Below are 18,605 nucleotides of genomic sequence, written 5' to 3'. Positions count from 1 at the left end.
ATAGTATGGTAAAAACTTCACTATCTTTAAAACCCATGTATCTGTTCATTTAAAATTGATTGCTTTTTAATCATGTCTACAAACAAAACATCCCGCCGTTCCTTTGTAAAACAGGTGGCGCTTCTTTCAACTGCAGCTTTCGTAGCTCCTAACATTCTATCTGCTGCCGGCAGGGCCGACAAAGTAAACCTTGCCTGTATCGGTATCGGCAACCGTGGCGCCGATATTATTAAAGAGTTATACAATACCGGCCTGGCTAATATTGTAGCATTATGTGATGTAGATATGAATGCACCGCATACCCAAAAAATACTGGAACAATTTCCCAATGTGCCGCGTTTTAAGGATTTCAGGACCATGTTCGATAAAATGGGCGCTAACATAGAGGCTGTTTCTATTGCCACGCCGGATCATGCCCACTTTCCGGCCACTATGATGGCCATGTCATTAGGCAAACATGTTTATGTAGAAAAACCATTGGGGCGTACTTTCCGGGAATGTGAATTACTGCTAAAAGCAGCCAATAAATATAATAATGTAGTAACCCAGATGGGCAACCAGGGCCACTCGGAAGAAAACTATTTTCAATTCAAAGCCTGGAAAGAAGCCGGTATTATTAAAGATGTAACGGCCATTACTGCCCATATGAACCTGGCCCGCCGCTGGCATGGCTGGGATGTGAACATGAAATCACTGCCCCCGGCCCAACCCATACCCGATACACTGGACTGGAACGAATGGTTATCGGCTGTTGCGGAACATCAGTATAATAAGGACTACATTAATGGCCAGTGGCGCTGCTGGTACGACTTTGGCATGGGCGCACTGGGCGACTGGGGCGCACATATACTGGATACAGCTCATGAGCTCCTGGAATTAGGACTACCTTACCAAATAACACCGGTAAAACTGGACGGACATAACAAATTCTTCTTTCCCATGTCCTCCACCCTTTCCTTTAAATTTGCGGCCCGTAAAAACATGCCGGCTGTTGAGGTAAAATGGTATGATGGCGTAAACAACCTGCCACCTATTCCCGAAGGGTATGGTGTATCAGGTCTTGATCCCAGTATTCCGCCACCAAGTACAGGGGCTTTACAACCGGCCAAACTAAACCCGGGTAAAATTATTTACAGTAAGGAGCTCACTTTTAAAGGTGGTTCACATGGCAGCCCGCTCAGCATTATTCCGGAAGCTAAAGCCAAAGCTATGAAATCGAGCCTGCCACAGGTACCGGCTTCACCGTCTAACCATTTTAAAAACTTTTTACTGGCCTGTATGGGCAAGGAAAAAACCAGGTCGCCGTTCAGTATAGCTGTTCCCTTATGCCAGGTATTTAATTTAGGTGTATTGGCACAACAGTTAAACGAGCCGCTGGCTTTTGATATCAAAACATGTAAGATCACCAATAATAAAACAGCTAATGCTTTATTAGCCGGCCCTGCCCCACGTAAAGGCTGGGAACAATACTATAAAGTGTAAGTACAATTTGGGTAATGAGATAATTTGGTGATTTGAAAATAAAATCACCTGTTTAGCGGGGATTTTAACAACAAAGATTATACTAACAATAATGTTTCTAAAAAAGCAACGACAAATAAAAAGTTCATGAAAAAAATATGTTTTCTGTTAATGGCCATAACAACAACCATCTTGTTACACGCACAAAATAATGGCTGGCAAAACCTTTTTAACGGTAAAGACCTTACCGGCTGGAAACCCCTGAATGGTAAAGCGCCGTTTGAAGTAAAGAACGGGGAAATTGTGGGCACTACGGTACACAAGCAACCCAACTCATTTCTGGCCACGGAAAAAAATTACGGTGATTTTGTTTTGGAGTTTGAGTTTTTTGTTGACAGTACCATTAATTCCGGCGTACAGTTCAGGAGCCTGAGCACCGAAGACTACCAGAAAGGCCGCGTACATGGCTACCAGTTTGAAATTGACCCTTCCTCGAGAGGCTGGTCGGGCGGCATTTACGACGAGGCCCGCCGGGGCTGGTTATATACTACCGAAGTAAACACACCGGCAAAAAAAGCCTTTCAAAACAATGTATGGAACAAAGCCCGTATTGAATGTATTGGCAATACCTTACGTACCTGGATCAATAATATACCGGTATCACATGTAATAGACGATATGACCAAAGAAGGTTTTATTGCCCTGCAGGTACACTCTATCAGCGATAAAGATGTAGCGGGCAAACAGATCCGCTGGAAAAATATCCGTATTAAAACCGGTAAATTCACACCCCAGCCTTACGATAAAATTTTTGTAGTGAACCTGATCCCCAATACTGTTTCTGCACAGGAACAAAAAAATGGTTTCAGCCTGTTATGGGACGGTAAAACCACCAACGGCTGGCGCGGTGCCTATAAAACCGCCTTTCCTGAAAAAGGCTGGAAAATTGCCGATGGTGAATTGAGTGTACAGAAAGCCGATGGCGGAGAATCAACCAACGGTGGTGATATTGTTACCGTAAAAAAATACAGTGCCTTTGAACTGCAGTTTGAGTTTAAACTGAGCAAGGGTGCCAACAGCGGCGTAAAATACTTTGTTACCGAAAGCGAAGGCAATAAAGGCTCGGCCATTGGTCTGGAATACCAGCTACTGGACGATGCCGAACATCCTGATGCCAAGATGGGTCGTGATGGCAACCGTACCCTCGCCTCCTTATATGATTTAATTACCTCCGATAAAAATGATAAAGCCCGCAAAAAAATCGGGGAATGGAACCAGGGTATTTTAAGGGTGTACCCTGATAACCGCGTGGAGCATTGGTTAAACGGCTACCTGGTAACCAGTTATACCAGGGGATCAAAACAATTCAACGACCTGGTGGCTATCAGTAAATATAAGGACTGGTCAAACTTTGGTATGGCAAAGGAAGGGCATATCCTGTTACAGGATCATGGAGATAATGTTTCCTTCAGAAGCCTTAAAATTAAAACCCTGAAATAGTTTTGCAGGTTAACTTTGCGGCATGTCCAAGATATTACTGAGCACTTTAAATGCCAAATACATTCACCTGAACCTGGCCATCCGTATTTTATACGATCTGAACAAGGACCGGGAAGGACTTAGCTGGCACGAGTTTACGATAAAATCGCCCGTGGAGGAGATCGTAGATCATTGTGCCGGCTTTGATGTTATTTGCTTCAGCTGTTATATCTGGAATATTACTCCCACCCTTAAAGCGGCGGAAGCCATTAAAGCAAAACACCCGCATATTAAAATTTTACTGGGCGGCCCCGAAGTAAGTTACGAATGGGAACAGGTGATTGCACAACCCTGTATTGACTATATTATTGTAGGCGAAGGTGAAATTCCTTTCACGGAATTTGTGCACAACTATCCTCTGGTAAATAATATACCCAACCTTATTTACAAAACTTATGAAAATGACAATACGGATGGCCATATTCATTATAATAAACAGGATATAAGTTTTGATGTAGCGGCGTTTGAGAACAGGAACCCCTATCAATACGATGATCCGACTACCCTGGCGCATAAAGTAAGTTATATTGAAACCAGCCGGGGCTGTCCGTATAAATGTTCCTTTTGCCTGGCCAGCCTGGATAATAAAGTGCGTTACCTGCCCATGCAGACCATTAAAGACAACCTGCTGTACTTAATGCAACATGGCCGTGTGATCAAGTTCTTAGACCGTACTTTTAATATCAAAAAAGATTTTACGCTGGAGCTGTTCCAGTTCATACTTGATAACCATCGGCCCGGTAATGTGTTCCAGTTCGAAATAACGGCAGATATTGTACACCCTGATATCATCGCTTTCATCAATGAAAAAGTGCCAACGGGGCTTTTCCGTTTTGAAATAGGCATTCAAACTGTTAACCAGCAAAGTAACCTCGAGGTTAGCCGTAAGCAAAACTTTGAAAAAACCAGTAAGGTGATCAAAGCGCTGGACGATCGGATAGAAATGCACCTGGACCTGATCGTAGGTTTGCCGCTGGAATATTGGAATGACCTTAAATTTAGTTTTGAAAGTGTATTTAAACTCTTTCCGCCGGAGCTGCAACTGGGCTTTTTAAAATTTTTAAAAGGCACCCCGGTACGCGAAAAATATGAGCAATATGGTTATGTATTTGACCCCATGCCGCCTTACCAGATCATTAAAAGTAATTTTCTAAGCGAAGAAGAACTACATGCCGTTACTTTATTAGAGCATGCGCTGGAAGTATACTGGAACAAAAAAAGGGCCTGTCATACACTTCGTTATATAACGGGCAATTACAGCATATTTGATTTCCTGTTGGGCCTGGGTAAACTATTTGCCCAAAAACACAGCCTGCACCGGTATAATATCAATGACGTTTTTGCAGTGTTAAAAGCTTTTATTGATGAAAACTATAGTGATGACCCGGTCGTAAATTCCATGCTGGCGCTGGATTATTACACTTATTTTACGGTAAAGCCCAGGGATATCGGGCTGATGATCTGGGATAAAGAACGTACCGGTCAGTTTGCGATCAGCCATGCATTAAACCACCATAAAAACAGGTTTGTAATTGTGCCGGTTGCCTTTCAACCTTCTGTGTATTTTTCTCAAAACCTTGTTATTCCTGCTGAGGACATTATGGTTATTGAGTATAACAACCGGGAAAAAGGGAACTGCCTGGCTTCAGTGAAATCATCAACCGGAGTACCCGTCAATAATGAATAAGTTGGTTCATATAAAGTAACTTATTTACTCATAGCATCCAGCCATTGCATAACAGTAACACCCTCTTCGCCGCTACAGGGATTTGTTCCATTGCCTAAAAAGTATTGTACCACGCTTTCTATCATAGGCTGCTGTACATGCTGCAGGGCGGGAAACTCATAGGCCTGCTGCATATCTTTGGTTTGCACAATGATGGGTGCCGGTTTAAAAAAACTAAACCTGATGCTGCCCTCCTCTCCTGTTATTTCACAGGTATCTTCCTCCCTTACCTGTGCAATACTAAAACACCAGTTACCCTGGAAGATAATACCGTTTTCAAATAATATGGTACCGGCCACTATATCATCGGCATCATATAACTTAGACTGATTGGCGGCAATACCCTGTACCTCTTTTGCTTCACCAAACAGGTGATACAAAATATCCAGCTGATGCGGTGCCAGGTCGTGAAATAAACCTCCGCCGGCAATAGCGGTGTTTACCCGCCAGGAGGTTTTATCAACCTGCAACTGTTCAGGGGTTAATCTTTTTTTGATCATGGATAGTTTCACCAGCCGTACAGTCCCAATCACATTACTGTCCACTATTTCTTTTAACGCTTTATATAAAGGCTGCTCCCGCCGGTAATGCGCCACCGTCAGTTTTACATTATGTTCATGGGCAGCCTTTACCATTTTTATGGCAGATGCGGTATGGACGGTCATTGGTTTTTCAACGTATACCGGCTTGCCCGCTGCAATGGCGGCTAAAGTGTAAGCTTCGTGAGAATCAGGTGGTGTAGCAATATAAATGGCATTGATATCCGGATCATTGATCAATGCCTGCGCATCGGTGTAATACTTAGGTACACCATGCCTGGCCGCATAGTCTTTTACTTTTTCCGCATCTCTTCGCATTACTGCTACCAGTGCCGATTGCGGTACTTTATTAAATGCCGGCCCGCTTTTTACCTCCGTAACATCGCCACAACCTATTATACCCCAGTTCACCTGTTTCATATATAAACTTTACAAACAAATATAACCTGTTAACAGTTATCTTAACAAATACCGGCACCACTGGTCATATTATCGGGTAAACAAATTATTATATTGTCTATATTTGAAAGCCTCTGATCCCTAGATTTTAATGTTATAAATATGAAGTATTTTTTTGTATTGCTATGCAGCAGCCTGTTGATAACGGTTACAGGTAAATCGCAGCAGTTTACACCGGATAGTGCCTGGGTAGCCAATAATTACAGTAAACAGGAAGTGTATATCACCATGCGTGACGGGGTGAAATTATTTACCGCTATTTATTCCCCCAGGGACCTGTCACAGAAATATCCCATACTCATGCAACGGAGCCCCTACTCCTCCAGGCCTTATGGCGAAAACCAGTTAAGGCTGCGCCTTGGTCCTAATACCATGCTGATGGAAGACAAATATATTTTTGTTTACCAGGATGTGAGAGGCCGTTATAAAAGCGAAGGCAGTTTCAGGGAAATGACTCCGTTTATTGCCAATAAAAAAACTAATAAGGATGTGGACGAATCCAGCGACACTTATGATACCATTGAATGGCTGTTAAAAAACAGTAATAACAATGGCCGTGTAGGGCAGTATGGTATTTCCTTCCCCGGTTTTTATTCTACCGCTTCCCTGCCCGATGCACACCCGGCCCTGAAAGCGGTATCGCCACAGGCGCCGATGTCAGACGAGTTTATTGGTGACGACTGTTACCACAACGGTGCCTTTTTCCTGATGGATAACTTTGGCTTTTACAGCGGTTTTGACGGCCCCAAAGCGGAGAACGGAGAAAGTTATGCGCCTTTTTTCCGGGCCCGTTATTCCGATGCTTACCAGTATTTCCTGGATATGGGACCTTTAAAAAATGTGAACAATGAACAATTTTTCCGCGATCCCAACAGCATCTGGCGGCAGACGGTTAAGAACGATACGTATAATGAATTCTGGCAATCGAGAAATATACGCCAGCATTTAAAAGATATTAAACCTGCTGTGTTGGTAGTGGGTGGATGGTTTGATGCAGAGGACCTGTTTGGTGCATTAAAAACCTATGGGGCTATTGAAAAACAATCGCCCAACAATAATACCCGTTTGGTAATGGGCCCCTGGACACATGGCGGCTGGGCTTCACCCAACTGGACATCATTCGGGCAATACCATTTTGGCGAAAACCTGAACAAATATTACCAGGAAGAAATTGAGACCAAGTTTTTCAATTTCTATTTAAAAGATAAGGGCAGTTTTAATTTAGGAGAAGCTACTATTTATGAAACCGGCAGCAACCAGTGGAAAAACTATGGAGTATGGCCGCCTGCAAACAGTAAACAAACGCCTTATTATTTTCAAAACAACGGGCAGTTAACCCTTACCCAACCCACTACCAATGGTGTTACAGAATATGTAAGTGATCCAAACAAACCGGTTCCTTACACTGCGGGTATTTATGCCCGGCGCAATAATGAGTATATGGTAGAGGACCAGCGGTTTGCCGCACAGCGCCCGGATGTACTGGTATTTAAAACCGATAGCCTGGCAACGGATGTTACTTTAACCGGTGAGATCATAGCCAACCTCTTTGTATCCATGACCGGATCAGATGCCGATTTTATTGTAAAACTCATTGATGTATGGCCGGAGAACAGCAGCGTACCTGCTACCCAGGCTAACCAGCGCCCGGTAAATATGAGCGGTTACCAGCAGATGGTGCGGGCAGAAGTATTCCGCGGTAAATTCAGGAACAGCTTCAGTAAGCCCGAGCCATTTACCAAAGATAAAATAGAGAAAGTGACCATGCATCTGAATGAGGTAGCCCATACCTTTAAAAAAGGCCACCGCATTATGATACAGGTACAAAGCAGCTGGTTCCCGCTGGTAGACCGTAACCCGCAAAAATTTGGTACCATTTCCGAGATGAATGAAAGCGATTTTCAAAAATCAACGATCCGTATACATCACGATGCTAAAAACAGCAGTCATGTATTGTTACCGGTAATGCATTAATACCTTTTACCTATAAACAAAATTCTCATGCGTCCCGATCTTTCTTTAGTAGGCTCCTGGTATCATGGCTATATATCCCTGGTACCGGAGGACAACCTGGCCGAAGCGTTTAAAAATCATACGTTCAGGCTCGAAACTTTTTTAAACAGCATACCGCCTGAAAAGTATGATCATACATATGGTCCTGGTAAATGGACCATTAAGCAGGTGGTACAACATATTATTGATGCCGAGCGGGTATTTGCTTACCGTGCTTTACGTTTTGCCCGTAAGGATGAAACGCCGTTACCTGGTTTTGATGAAAATTTATTTGCGGATAATGCGAAAACAGAGAACCGGTCCTGGAGTGCATTGGTGGAGGAATGTAAAGCTGTAAGGTTATCCTCGGTGCTGATGTTCAGCGATTTTGATGCGGAACAGTTAGATGCCAGGGGTACCGCCTCGGGCAGTGGCAACTATGTACTGGGCTGGGCTTATATTTTATTGGGGCATGCCACCCACCATATTAATATTGTGCAGGAAAGATATTTGTAACATAAAAGGGCAACATCATTGTTGCCCTTTTTTTAATTCATTGCGTATCTTCCAGGTTAAACCTGAAACCCAGCTGCGCCAATATCATATCGGTTGTAGAACGGTTGGCGGTAAATACCGGCTTATTTTCTTCATTTATCCGCGGATGGGAATAATAGGTGGTTTTTGATCCCCACAAATAGGCCGCCTGTGCAAATAGCAGCACTTTCCGGTTCTCGCCCAATGCTACCGAAATACCGGCACCGGGGCCGGCATACATTCCCCATCGGGTACGGGACACACTGGCATCCGTTTCGCCGCTTACCAATTGCTGTAACTCCACGCTACGGGCAAAAGCATTGGTACCAACCTTTCCTTCAATATACAGGCGTACTGCCTTCTCCGGGTCCCTGATGATATTTAAACGGGCCTTGGCGCCCAGGGTCACAATATTATTGGAGGCGATCATCATATGAGTATTACCCCATCCTAAATTATATAGGTCTACCCGGCGGCGGGCATTGCGCAAAAACAACATGCCTGCTTCACCACCTATACTGATCAACCCCTCTTCCCCGGGAGTATACAGGGCATCAATGCCCATACCGACACCGGTTTTGGGGTAGATTTCTTTGTAGTCCGTTTGCGGGAAGTGTGCCTGGGAGTATAAACCGATCGTCCATTTCTGGGCATCAATATCTGTTATGATGAAGGAACAACCGCAGAGTAAAAAAATGTGTAGTAGTTTAGTCATACATAAATATTTGTGTTAAACTACATCTTGTTTTTTCCTTACGCTGTTAATAAAAATTCAATTAACGTTTATAAAACAAAAGCAGCAGGAATGATCCTGCTGCTTTTGATGAATGTTGTATTGTAGCTGAAGGGCTGCACCGCTTAGGCGAAAATACTGGCGGCCTTATAGCCGGCAGATTGCAGACGGGCGGTGAACTACAGCTGATATTGGTTATATAGCCGACAGCCCCGGTTTATATTAAGCTTCCAATAAACTTACACCTTCACTGATGGCCGATGTAAACACTTCGCAGGGATACCCCACGACACCGTTATAATATTGGGTAAGGCTCTCTGCAAATGCATCCGCATGCTCTTCGTGTACCAGTGCAATGGCACAGCCGCCAAAGCCTGCACCCGTCATACGGGCACCAATACAGCCGTTATAAGTTTTACAGAAATCAATAATAGCATCCAGCTCACGCCCCGATACTTCGTACATGTTTTTTAAAGACTCATGTGATGCATACAGTATCTGGCCCAGGGCTTCCATATCACCGTTCTGCAGCGCTTCTGTCGCCGCTTTTACCCGGTCGTTTTCGGTTACCACATGATAAGCTCTTTTACCCACCACCGGATTAGTGATAAGGTGGGCATGTTTCTGGAAAGTACCGGTGTCAATATCACATAACTGGTGAATGGATAATTCCTGCTTTAGCTGTGATAAGGCTTCCATACATTCAGCATAACGTTCATTGTACTTTGATTCGGCCAGGGAACGCTGTTTGTTACTGTTGATCACCATTACTTTATAGGGGGATGCATTAAAGGGAATATAAATATGCTCCACCGTATCACAGTTCAATAAAATAACATGGTTTTGTTTACCCATGGCTACGGCAAACTGGTCCATAATGCCGGAGTTAACGCCAATAAATTTATTCTCTACTTCTTTACAAAGCAGGGCAATATCTTTTTTACTGATGCCGATATTAAATACCTGGCTTAAAGCATAAGCCATCAATACTTCAATAGAGGCCGAAGAAGATAAGCCTGAACCAATAGGCAGGTTACCATAAAAAAACAGGTCCAGTCCGCCCAGGTGCTGTTGCTTTTGGGTAAAATAATCTATTACACCCAGGGGATAGTAAAACCATTCTTTGCCGCTCTTCCTGTATTTATCGCCCACATTAAACTCGGCTGTTTCGGGGAAGTTGACACACTGGAAACGGAAGACATTATCATTGTTAGGTGCAACCAGCAGGTAGGTACCAAGGGAGATGGCAAAAGGCATTACCTGGCCCCCGTTATAATCAATATGTTCGCCAATTAAATTAACACGTCCGGGACAAAAAAAGCTGCCGGTGGCAGGTTGTTTATAACGGTTCTCAAATTCTTTTTGTAAAGCATCGATCGTCATGGAATAATAACTATTTTTATATTATGCTACAATTTAATAATGAACGGGTTGCTACCCATACTAACGGTGAAGATATTTATTTATTTAAACTGACCAACTCTAAAAATACGCAGGTGGCCATTACCAACTACGGCGCCATCATACAATCATTTGTTATTCAAAATAAGGAAGGCGGTTCACAGGATATTGTGCTGGGCTTTGACGACGTAAACCGTTATATGGACAGTGATTATTACAGTAAGGACTATCCCTACCTGGGTGCTGTTATAGGCCGTTATGGCAACCGTATTGGTCATGCCCGTTTTCCAATTCATGGTAATACCATACAGGTATCACCCAATTTTGATCCGCACCAGTTACACGGCGGCTACAATGGCTTTGATAAAAAAGTATGGAAACCTTTGGTATACGAAACAGCTCCCGTTCCCAGGCTGGTATTACAACATGTATCACCCGATGGTGATGAAGGCTACCCCGGTAACCTGACCACCAATATGGAGTTTACTTTATCGGATGACAATGAACTGACCTATACCATTACAGCTACTACCGATAAAACAACGGCTGTAAATATTACACACCATAGTTATTTTAACCTGAACCCCGATGCCAGCCCTATTGGCAATCACCAGGTATTTATTAACGCCAATCATATCCTTGAGCAGGACAGTGATTTTGTAACTACCGGGGAACTGTTACCGGTAAAAGGCACCGCCCATGATTTCACCGTTTTTAAAAAGGTGGATGCCGAATGGAACCCGGCTGATGGTTATGACCAGACATTTGCAGTAATAAAACAGGACATTAACACCCTTGCTGCCGCTACCTATGTACATAAAGATGAGGTGCAATTGCAGGTGTACACCAACCAACCCACTGTACATTTTTATACCGGCCGCTGGATACCTAATTTAACAGGTAAAAACGGTGCCCAATACGGTCCTTATTCCGGCCTTTGTTTTGAAACCCAGGTGCATCCCAATGCGGTGAACCGCCCGGCTTTTCCCAACACCATTTTAGAGCCGGGTGAAACCTACCATCATCAAACCATTTATAAAATTGTATCCTGAAACACCAGGGAAGTGAATTATTGAATGTTACCGGCTGCTGTACCCTGATGGGGCCATGGTTGCGACGCTCCGTTCAACTGCAGTAATACTATGGACCATAGCCTGATAGCTTTATGGGCAAAATTTTCCTAAAAAAATACCCTAATTTTATACTAAAATCTTTGAATTTCAGTTAATAAGGCCTTAGTTTGCGCAGATTGAGACCCGGTTTTAAATATATCATTATTACGGCATTTTGGCTGTTGGCTGCTTCCTTCACCTTTTCGGCATTGGGACAGTTGGGCATTTCTTACCAGTTTGCCAAGCCTAAAGAGTACGAAAACAAGGTTTTACAGTCTGAAAAGTCGCAGGACAAGAAATTTACCTTCACCCGCCGGGTTTACCAGAATACCATTACCCGCTTTAATTATTACTTCAACGCCAATAATAAACTGAACGATATACTGGAAAGGGCTAAAGCCGCCCACCGGGACGATTATGCCAGCTTACTCCCTTTTTATAATTACAGCCCGGAGACTATTGCTGCCGACAGTATTCAGCTGGACTCGCTTAGTTATAAATCACAAACCGGTATTGCCATCCATGATCTGCGCGGTGACTGGATAGATAACCTGTATCTGCTTTGGGGTATAGCCTATCACTATCAGCAGAAATATGATTCGGCCTACCTGATGCTACAATTTATCAATTATTCCTTTGCGCCTAAGAAGGAAGACGGGTATAATAAGATCATCGGCAGCCGTTTGGATGGTAATATGGCCTATAGTGTGGCCAATAAGGAATCCGCTAATATTATTAAAAAGACTTTTACCCAGCCGCCCAGCCGTAATGATGCTTTTATATGGCAGATACGGAACCACCTGGCACTGGACGAATACGCGGAAGCGAACAGCCTGATCACTGTTTTAAAGGAAGACCCTTTATTTCCAAAACGGTTACAAAACGACCTGGCCGAAGTGCAGGCTTATATGCATTACAAGTTACAAAACTGGGATAGTTCTGCGGCCTATTTAGCAAAGGCCCTGGGTAATGCCACCAACCAGCATGAACGTGGCCGCTGGGAATACCTGATCGGCCAGATGTATGAAGCTGCTAACAACTTTGAACAGGCTGAAGCATTTTATGCCAGGACGATTAAACATACGACCGACCCGGTACTGGAGATATATGCCCGCCTGGCTTCTATCCGTGTAAACAAGGATGGCGGCGAAAACTACATTCAGGAGAATATTGACGCGCTGTTAAAAATGGCACGGCGTGATAAATATACCGACTACCGGGATATATTGTATTATACCGCGGCCCAGATGGAACTGGAACGTAAAAACATACCGGGCGCCATTGCTTTACTGGAAAGAGCATCCCGTTATACCACACAGGCAAATGCCTTACAACGTAACCGTATTTTTTTACAGTTGGCCGACCTGTCTTTTGACAACCAGCGCTACCGTTATGCTGCTAATTTTTACGATAGTGTAACCGTAACGCCGGAAGATAAAGTGGATGCGGAAGATATTGCTATCAGGAAAAAACTGGCTACTGACCTGGCACAAAGATTTGAGATCATTGAACGGCAGGACAGTGTACAGCGTATTGCCCAGCTACCTGAAGAAGAGATAAGGGCTTATGTAAAAAAACTGGCCCGCAAGCTGCGTAAAGAGCAGGGGCTAAAAGATGAAGCTTCTTTTAATACCGGGAGCGGTGCTACTTTATCGTCTTCAAAAACACCACCTCCTACCCTTTTCGCCGAGAATAAAGGCGAATGGTATTTTAATAATAATAACCTGAAACAACGTGGTAACGCGGAGTTTAAAAGCAAATGGGGCGGACGTCCGAATGTTGACAACTGGCGGCGCAGCAGTGCAGTGGCATCTAAAAACCGTAACCTGTCGCAAAACGGTAATAACCCGCTGTCACAGGATGTTGGCAATATGGTTGCAGACCTTAACCAGGAGATCACCTCCGACCTGTTGTACAGCCGTTTACCACTTACACCGGAATTATTAAAAAAATCAAACGACTCTATACAGGAAGCGATGTTTGAGATCGGTAAAATCTATATCCAATCCATGGAGGAATGTGCTTTAGGCGTACCCACCCTGGAAAACGCGATGGAGAAATTTCCGGAGCATCCTAAAATGGAGGAAATTTTATTTAACCTGTATTACTGTTATAATAAGCAGGGTTATACTGATAAAGCCAATGCCATTAAAAAATTAATGAGCAATAAATTTGGTGATAGCAACCTCACTGCCATTGTTAATACCGGCAAAGATCCATCTGTAAGTGATACTGCTGCTGCTACCAAAGCTTACGAGAATGTATATGACCTGTTTATTGAGGGTAATTTTGAACAGGCCAAAGCACAAAAGAAATTAGCCGACAGTATTTATGGTAACAGTTACTGGACCCCGCAATTGTTATACATTGAGTCTATCTACTATATCAAACAACGGGAGGATTCTGTTGCAACAGGGGTATTGAATAGCCTGATCAATAAATTTAACGGCACACCTATGGCTGCCAAAGCTGCTAACCTGCTGGATGTACTGGGTCGCAGGAAACAGATTGAGGAAGAGCTGACCAACCTGGTATTACCTGCCATTACCGAGGATAGTGTACAGGAAGCTGCACCGGCACTGGTTACACCTAAACAGCGTCAGTTAGTGGCAGACAGTGCCAAGGCAAGGACGGATTTGGCAGTAATTGATAAAAATAAAGCCAACAATAACATCAATATCGCAGCGCCAACCATGCAGCCGGTAAAAACAACAGCTCCGCCTGTTGATTCGGTAAAAGTTCAGCCAAAAGTTGACAGTGTGGTAACCAAACCTATTGTGGACAGTGTAAAACTGCAGCCTAAAAAAGACAGTATCATAAATAAACCGGTTATTGACACACCATTAATTACCAAAGCTCCTGTAATTACCCAGCCTGCCATACCTGTAAAACCCGTTGTAAGTGATAATGAATATAGTTTTGATACGGAAGTGCCGCAATATGTACTGATCGTATTAAATAAAGTAGACCCTGTATTTGTAAGCGAAGCCCGTAATGCTTTTGCACGGTATAACAAGGATATGTACTTCAACAAAACCATGATGGCCGAGCTGAACAATTTAACGGCTGATAATAAATTGTTACTGATCAGTCCGTTTAAAAACGTGGCCGAAGCAACTGCCTATGTTAAGGATACAAAACCCAAGGCAGCCACCGACATCATCCCCTGGTTAAAAGGCGGTAAATACACTTTCCATATCATATCGGAGCGTAACCTGAAATTATTACAGAATACAAAAGATATAGAACAATATATCCAGTTTTTACAAAAACATCTCTCCTTATAAATGGATAAGGTATCATTGATACAAACTTTCTTTCCCGGACTGCTGACTTCCTGCCTTTTCCCTAACTTTATCATCAATTAAACCTTAAAACCTGTTCATCATGAAAACGTTTGCTACCTGCTGCCTCGCAGCCTTGTTATTATTGTGTGCCGATAACTTTCTCTTTGCACAAAAAGTACCGGTTAAAAAACCACCTGTTCGCCGCCCGCCTGCTGCCGTAAAAAATGCCGTGGAAAATGATATGGAGAAGAAATATGCCGACCCGCAGCGGCAAAAAGGAAAAGAAGAGCTGGAGAAAATAACTTATGAGAACGATACCCGGTATAAGGACCCCACCAATAAGGTACAAGCGACCATTACTTTTGAAGATAAAACATTTAAGAAAAAAGGCGAGGTAAAGAAAACCTCCGTATCCAAAGTGATCTTTGGGAAGGTTGGTGAATGCATGGTAAACGAGGAAGGCGATAAAAACGAAACCTGGTTTATTTACAATTACGCTGATAAAGCCAATTATGTTTGCAATATCAAAGATAAAAGTGCCATGAAAATGCCATTGATCAATGCCAAAAAAATGGCCGAGAAAATGGCAAAAAAAGAAGCGGAACGGGAAGAGGCCGACAATAATATGACCGGCTGGAAAGCAACCGATGTTTACGAAACCATTAATGGCTTTAAAGCCAGGAAATATATTTATACCTATGATAAAAATCCCAAATACTCTACTATGGAGGCCTGGTTAAGTAAGGATATTTCTATTAACCTGAGTGGTAATTATATGATGGGCGCCCGCCTGGATAGCTACAAATTTCCTGCAAGCAGTAATACGGCCAAGGATATGGTCGAAGGTTTTATTGTTCGCCAGATACTATACAACAAAAAAGATGAACCGGTTTCGCAACGCGACCTGAAATCGTTTACCAAAACTGCCGATGAAAAATATTTTGATATGTCGGGCTTTAAAGTAATTGATGTATTAAGCGCCTTATAAACCCGGCTTTCACATTTTTATAACAGTACCTGTGGCGGGATAACGTATTTGGCTAAAATTTAGGTGCTAAAATAGTATTGTTGCCCCGGTTTTAATTAATTTCGGGTAATAATATAGCCCGGTTTTTGCTGTAACTTTTATTAACAAAATTTTGGATGGCAAAATCCAATACCGGGGCTTTAAGTAAGTTTTAAACGGTGAATCACAAGATTAAAAGAACGGCTTTATTTAAACAAAACGGAACAAAATACTTTATCTGCATATATGGCAACAGCTAAACAACCGCAACAAGGAATAGTACGTAAAAGCGTAAAAATTTTCTGGCGTGTATTTCTTTTTGGCTTTTTAGGATTTATCGCCATTTTACTGATGGCCAACTTTGGCGTATTTGGTAAAATGCCTTCCATTGAAGAGCTGGAAAACCCTTCTATCCTGCAATCCTCCGAAGTATATGCCGAGGATGGCACCCTGATGGGTAAATATTATTTACCCAATGGTAACAGGAGTATTGTGAAGTATCGTGACATTTCGCCACACGTCGTGAACGCTCTTATAGCCACCGAGGATAAACGCTTTAAGGATCATGCGGGCATTGATATGAAGGGTACTTTCAGGGCCATTGTTTTCCTGGGCAGCCAGGGCGGTGGCAGTACCATTACCCAGCAACTGGCGCTGGCGCTGTTTAACCAGCGGGCTACCAATAAAGCGCTGCGTGTAATGCAAAAGTTAAAGGAATGGATCATTTCCGTTAAGCTTGAAAGAAACTTTACAAAGGAAGAGATCATTGCTTTATACCTGAATGCCGTTCCGTTTTCCGAAAACGTATTTGGTATCAGGAATGCTTCCCGTACTTTTTTCCAGAAAGAACCTGACCGTTTAACGGTGGAGGAAGCTGCTTTGCTGGTTGGTATGATCAATGGCCCGGGTATTTATAATCCCCGTCGTAACCCTGTAGCTTCGCGTGACCGCCGCAACCTGGTGTTGACCCGTATGGAGGAGAATGGCAATATCACAGCAGCAGAAGCCACTAAATTTAAAGCGGCCCCTATTAAGTTAAACTATAAAAAACTGGACGAGAACACCGGTTATGCCCCTTATTTCCGCGAGGTATTAAGGGATGAAGTAAAGACCTTATTGAAATCGGGTGACCTGAAAAAACCGGATGGCAGTTCCTATAATATTTACGAAGACGGGTTGAAGATTTATACCACCATCAATCCGCGTATGCAGGAGTATGCCGAAGCTGCCATGGCGGCCCAGGTGCCTGTTTTACAAAAAGCATTGGTAGCCCAGAGTAAGGTGAAGAACGGCAGCATCTGGAAAGACCGTGACAATGTACTGGAAAGGGCCATGAAGGAAAGTGACCGCTGGAAAAACGGCGTGGAAGATGGTTTATCTGACAAAGAGATCAAGGCAAGTTTTTATGTAAAAACGCCGATGAAGATCTTTGCCTTTAATAAAACGCATGAAAAAGATACGGTGATGACACCGTATGACTCTATTAAATATCACCGTACCATGGTACAATCGGCCTTTATGGTTATGGACCCCATTACCGGTGAGGTAAAAGCCTGGGTAGGTGGTATTAACTTTAAAACCTATAAACTTGACCACGTTAATATGCGTACCAAAAGGCAGGTAGGTTCTACCATCAAACCTTTACTGTATACACAGGCGATGGAAGAGAGAGGTTTTGAAGCGGAAACCATGTGTGAAAACTCAGCTCAATATTTCCCTGGCAGCGGCTGGGTACCGGCGGGCAAAGCCTGTCCCGGTGGCAGCATTACCATGGCGAATGCCCTTGCCTGGTCAAAAAACTGTGCTACTGCTTATATTATGAAGCAGGTTGGCCCTAAGGAATTTGCAGAGTTCTTATCCCGTATCAATATTCCGACCAAGGTGGAGCCCTTCCCTTCTATTGCGCTGGGTTCCTGTGAACTTTCCTTATTTGAAATGTTATGGGGGTATACCATGTTCGCAGGCCGCGGCTTTACTACCAAACCTTATTTTATCAGCCGTATTGAAGACCGTAACGGTAATGTGATCAAACGTTTTGATTACAGTGCAAACCGTAAAGAGGCTATCAGCGAGATCACCGCCTATAAAATGGCCAGGATGATGGAGGGTGCCGTAACAAAAGGTACAGCGGCAGGCTTGAAAGGACGTTTAGGCGCCGCAGAGATGGCCGGTAAAACAGGTACTACCAATGACAACTCCGATGCCTGGTATATAGGTTATACGCCTCAATTGCTGGGTGGTGTATGGGTAGGTTGTGATGACCGTTTTATCCGCAATGAAGGTAATGGTGGTTTTGGTGGTGCAGCCTCCAGGCCTATCTGGGAATATTTCTTTAAGAAAGTGTATGCCGATAGGACCTTAGGCATTAACCGGGATGAAAAATTCATTAAACCGGCCGAGCTGGAAAATGAAATGAGCAGTGCTGATGCATTGGTAAGTGATTATGATGCTACCCCGGGTGCTGAAAGTGAAGACCAGGGTGTGGGTACCGGTGCAGACTATATGTATAATGACTTTGAAACAGATTCCAAGCCTTATATTGACCCTGATGCCCCTACTGGTACTAAACCGGCATCAAAGGATACGGCGCAAAAAAAAAGCCCCTCCAAGGACCCAAACAGCAAACCAATAGGTAGCGATGCCACAGAGCCCAAAAAGAAAAAAGGCTTCTTTAAAAAGGTATTCGGTAAAAAAGAATAAGCCTGGTTAACATCTTATAGCAAACTCCCGGCATGGTCCGGGAGTTTTTTATGCCGGTTTACCAGGTACTGCTGAAGGGCTGCTCCGCTTAGGCGGAAATACTGGCGGCCTTATAG

12 protein-coding genes are annotated in these 18,605 nt (G+C 43.5%); 9 read left to right on the top strand and 3 right to left on the bottom strand.

What is annotated here, in order from left to right; translation table 11 throughout:
* Nucleotides 1–72 precede the first annotated feature (72 nt).
* The 3 genes from ACFS6H_RS15255 (at nt 73) to ACFS6H_RS15245 (ending at nt 4,687) form a co-directional block, all read left to right on the top strand.
* The gene (locus tag ACFS6H_RS15255; protein WP_386100695.1) at nt 73–1,482 is read left to right on the top strand and encodes a Gfo/Idh/MocA family oxidoreductase; all 1,410 of its coding nucleotides are present in this window, start codon (nt 73–75) and stop codon (nt 1,480–1,482) included.
* 126 nt (nt 1,483–1,608) lie between these two features.
* Nucleotides 1,609–2,961 carry a 3-keto-disaccharide hydrolase gene (locus tag ACFS6H_RS15250; protein WP_386100692.1) on the top strand — a complete coding sequence of 451 codons (1,353 nt, stop codon included), beginning with the start codon at nt 1,609–1,611 and terminating at the stop codon, nt 2,959–2,961.
* A gap of 22 nt (nt 2,962–2,983) precedes the next feature.
* Nucleotides 2,984–4,687: a B12-binding domain-containing radical SAM protein gene (locus ACFS6H_RS15245; protein WP_386100689.1), complete on the top strand. Its 1,704-nt coding sequence runs from the start codon at nt 2,984–2,986 to the stop codon at nt 4,685–4,687.
* Between the two features lie 20 nt (nt 4,688–4,707).
* Here the strand turns inward: ACFS6H_RS15245 and ACFS6H_RS15240 are convergent, their stop codons facing one another.
* A complete protein-coding gene (locus ACFS6H_RS15240) occupies nt 4,708–5,685 on the bottom strand; it encodes a Gfo/Idh/MocA family protein (RefSeq protein ID WP_386100686.1) in 978 nt (325 codons plus the stop codon).
* 141 nt (nt 5,686–5,826) lie between these two features.
* Here ACFS6H_RS15240 and ACFS6H_RS15235 point away from each other — a divergent pair, with 141 nt between their 5' ends.
* A complete protein-coding gene (locus tag ACFS6H_RS15235; RefSeq protein WP_386100683.1) occupies nt 5,827–7,698 on the top strand; it encodes a CocE/NonD family hydrolase in 1,872 nt (623 codons plus the stop codon).
* A gap of 27 nt (nt 7,699–7,725) precedes the next feature.
* Complete coding sequence (locus ACFS6H_RS15230; protein ID WP_386100680.1) at nt 7,726–8,232, top strand: DinB family protein; 507 nt, start codon at nt 7,726–7,728, stop codon at nt 8,230–8,232.
* A 37-nt stretch (nt 8,233–8,269) separates the two neighbouring features.
* On the opposite strand, the gene ACFS6H_RS15225 is transcribed toward ACFS6H_RS15230, so the two are convergent.
* Nucleotides 8,270–8,965 (bottom strand): hypothetical protein, encoded by a 696-nt coding sequence (locus ACFS6H_RS15225; protein ID WP_386100677.1) that lies wholly within the window; start codon nt 8,963–8,965, stop codon nt 8,270–8,272.
* A gap of 240 nt (nt 8,966–9,205) precedes the next feature.
* On the bottom strand, nt 9,206–10,366 hold the full coding sequence (locus ACFS6H_RS15220; RefSeq protein WP_386100674.1) for a galactokinase: 1,161 nt from the start codon (nt 10,364–10,366) through the stop codon (nt 9,206–9,208).
* Nucleotides 10,367–10,389: 23 nt separating this feature from the next.
* Here ACFS6H_RS15220 and ACFS6H_RS15215 point away from each other — a divergent pair, with 23 nt between their 5' ends.
* The 4 genes from ACFS6H_RS15215 (at nt 10,390) to ACFS6H_RS15200 (ending at nt 18,489) form a co-directional block, all read left to right on the top strand.
* Complete coding sequence (locus tag ACFS6H_RS15215; protein WP_386100671.1) at nt 10,390–11,436, top strand: aldose epimerase family protein; 1,047 nt, start codon at nt 10,390–10,392, stop codon at nt 11,434–11,436.
* A gap of 188 nt (nt 11,437–11,624) precedes the next feature.
* On the top strand, nt 11,625–14,783 hold the full coding sequence (gene porW, locus ACFS6H_RS15210; RefSeq protein ID WP_386100668.1) for a type IX secretion system periplasmic lipoprotein PorW/SprE: 3,159 nt from the start codon (nt 11,625–11,627) through the stop codon (nt 14,781–14,783).
* 100 nt (nt 14,784–14,883) lie between these two features.
* Complete coding sequence (locus ACFS6H_RS15205; RefSeq protein ID WP_386100665.1) at nt 14,884–15,771, top strand: hypothetical protein; 888 nt, start codon at nt 14,884–14,886, stop codon at nt 15,769–15,771.
* Between the two features lie 264 nt (nt 15,772–16,035).
* Nucleotides 16,036–18,489, top strand: coding sequence for a penicillin-binding protein 1A (locus ACFS6H_RS15200; RefSeq protein ID WP_386100662.1), 2,454 nt, complete (start codon nt 16,036–16,038; stop codon nt 18,487–18,489).
* Nucleotides 18,490–18,605: the final 116 nt, after the last annotated feature.

This window comes from Terrimonas rubra, assembly GCF_042686025.1.
Taxonomy (GTDB): Bacteria; Bacteroidota; Bacteroidia; order Chitinophagales; family Chitinophagaceae; genus Terrimonas; species Terrimonas rubra.
This window is presented reverse-complemented; position numbering and strand designations above follow the sequence as displayed.

Coding starts and splice junctions, on each gene's coding strand:
- ACFS6H_RS15255 (WP_386100695.1), top strand. CDS start 73: ATGTCTACAAACAAAACATCCCGCCGTTCCTTTGTAAAACAGGTGGCG.
- ACFS6H_RS15250 (WP_386100692.1), top strand. CDS start 1,609: ATGAAAAAAATATGTTTTCTGTTAATGGCCATAACAACAACCATCTTG.
- ACFS6H_RS15245 (WP_386100689.1), top strand. CDS start 2,984: ATGTCCAAGATATTACTGAGCACTTTAAATGCCAAATACATTCACCTG.
- ACFS6H_RS15240 (WP_386100686.1), bottom strand. CDS start 5,685: ATGAAACAGGTGAACTGGGGTATAATAGGTTGTGGCGATGTTACGGAG.
- ACFS6H_RS15235 (WP_386100683.1), top strand. CDS start 5,827: ATGAAGTATTTTTTTGTATTGCTATGCAGCAGCCTGTTGATAACGGTT.
- ACFS6H_RS15230 (WP_386100680.1), top strand. CDS start 7,726: ATGCGTCCCGATCTTTCTTTAGTAGGCTCCTGGTATCATGGCTATATA.
- ACFS6H_RS15225 (WP_386100677.1), bottom strand. CDS start 8,965: ATGACTAAACTACTACACATTTTTTTACTCTGCGGTTGTTCCTTCATC.
- ACFS6H_RS15220 (WP_386100674.1), bottom strand. CDS start 10,366: ATGACGATCGATGCTTTACAAAAAGAATTTGAGAACCGTTATAAACAA.
- ACFS6H_RS15215 (WP_386100671.1), top strand. CDS start 10,390: ATGCTACAATTTAATAATGAACGGGTTGCTACCCATACTAACGGTGAA.
- ACFS6H_RS15205 (WP_386100665.1), top strand. CDS start 14,884: ATGAAAACGTTTGCTACCTGCTGCCTCGCAGCCTTGTTATTATTGTGT.
- ACFS6H_RS15200 (WP_386100662.1), top strand. CDS start 16,036: ATGGCAACAGCTAAACAACCGCAACAAGGAATAGTACGTAAAAGCGTA.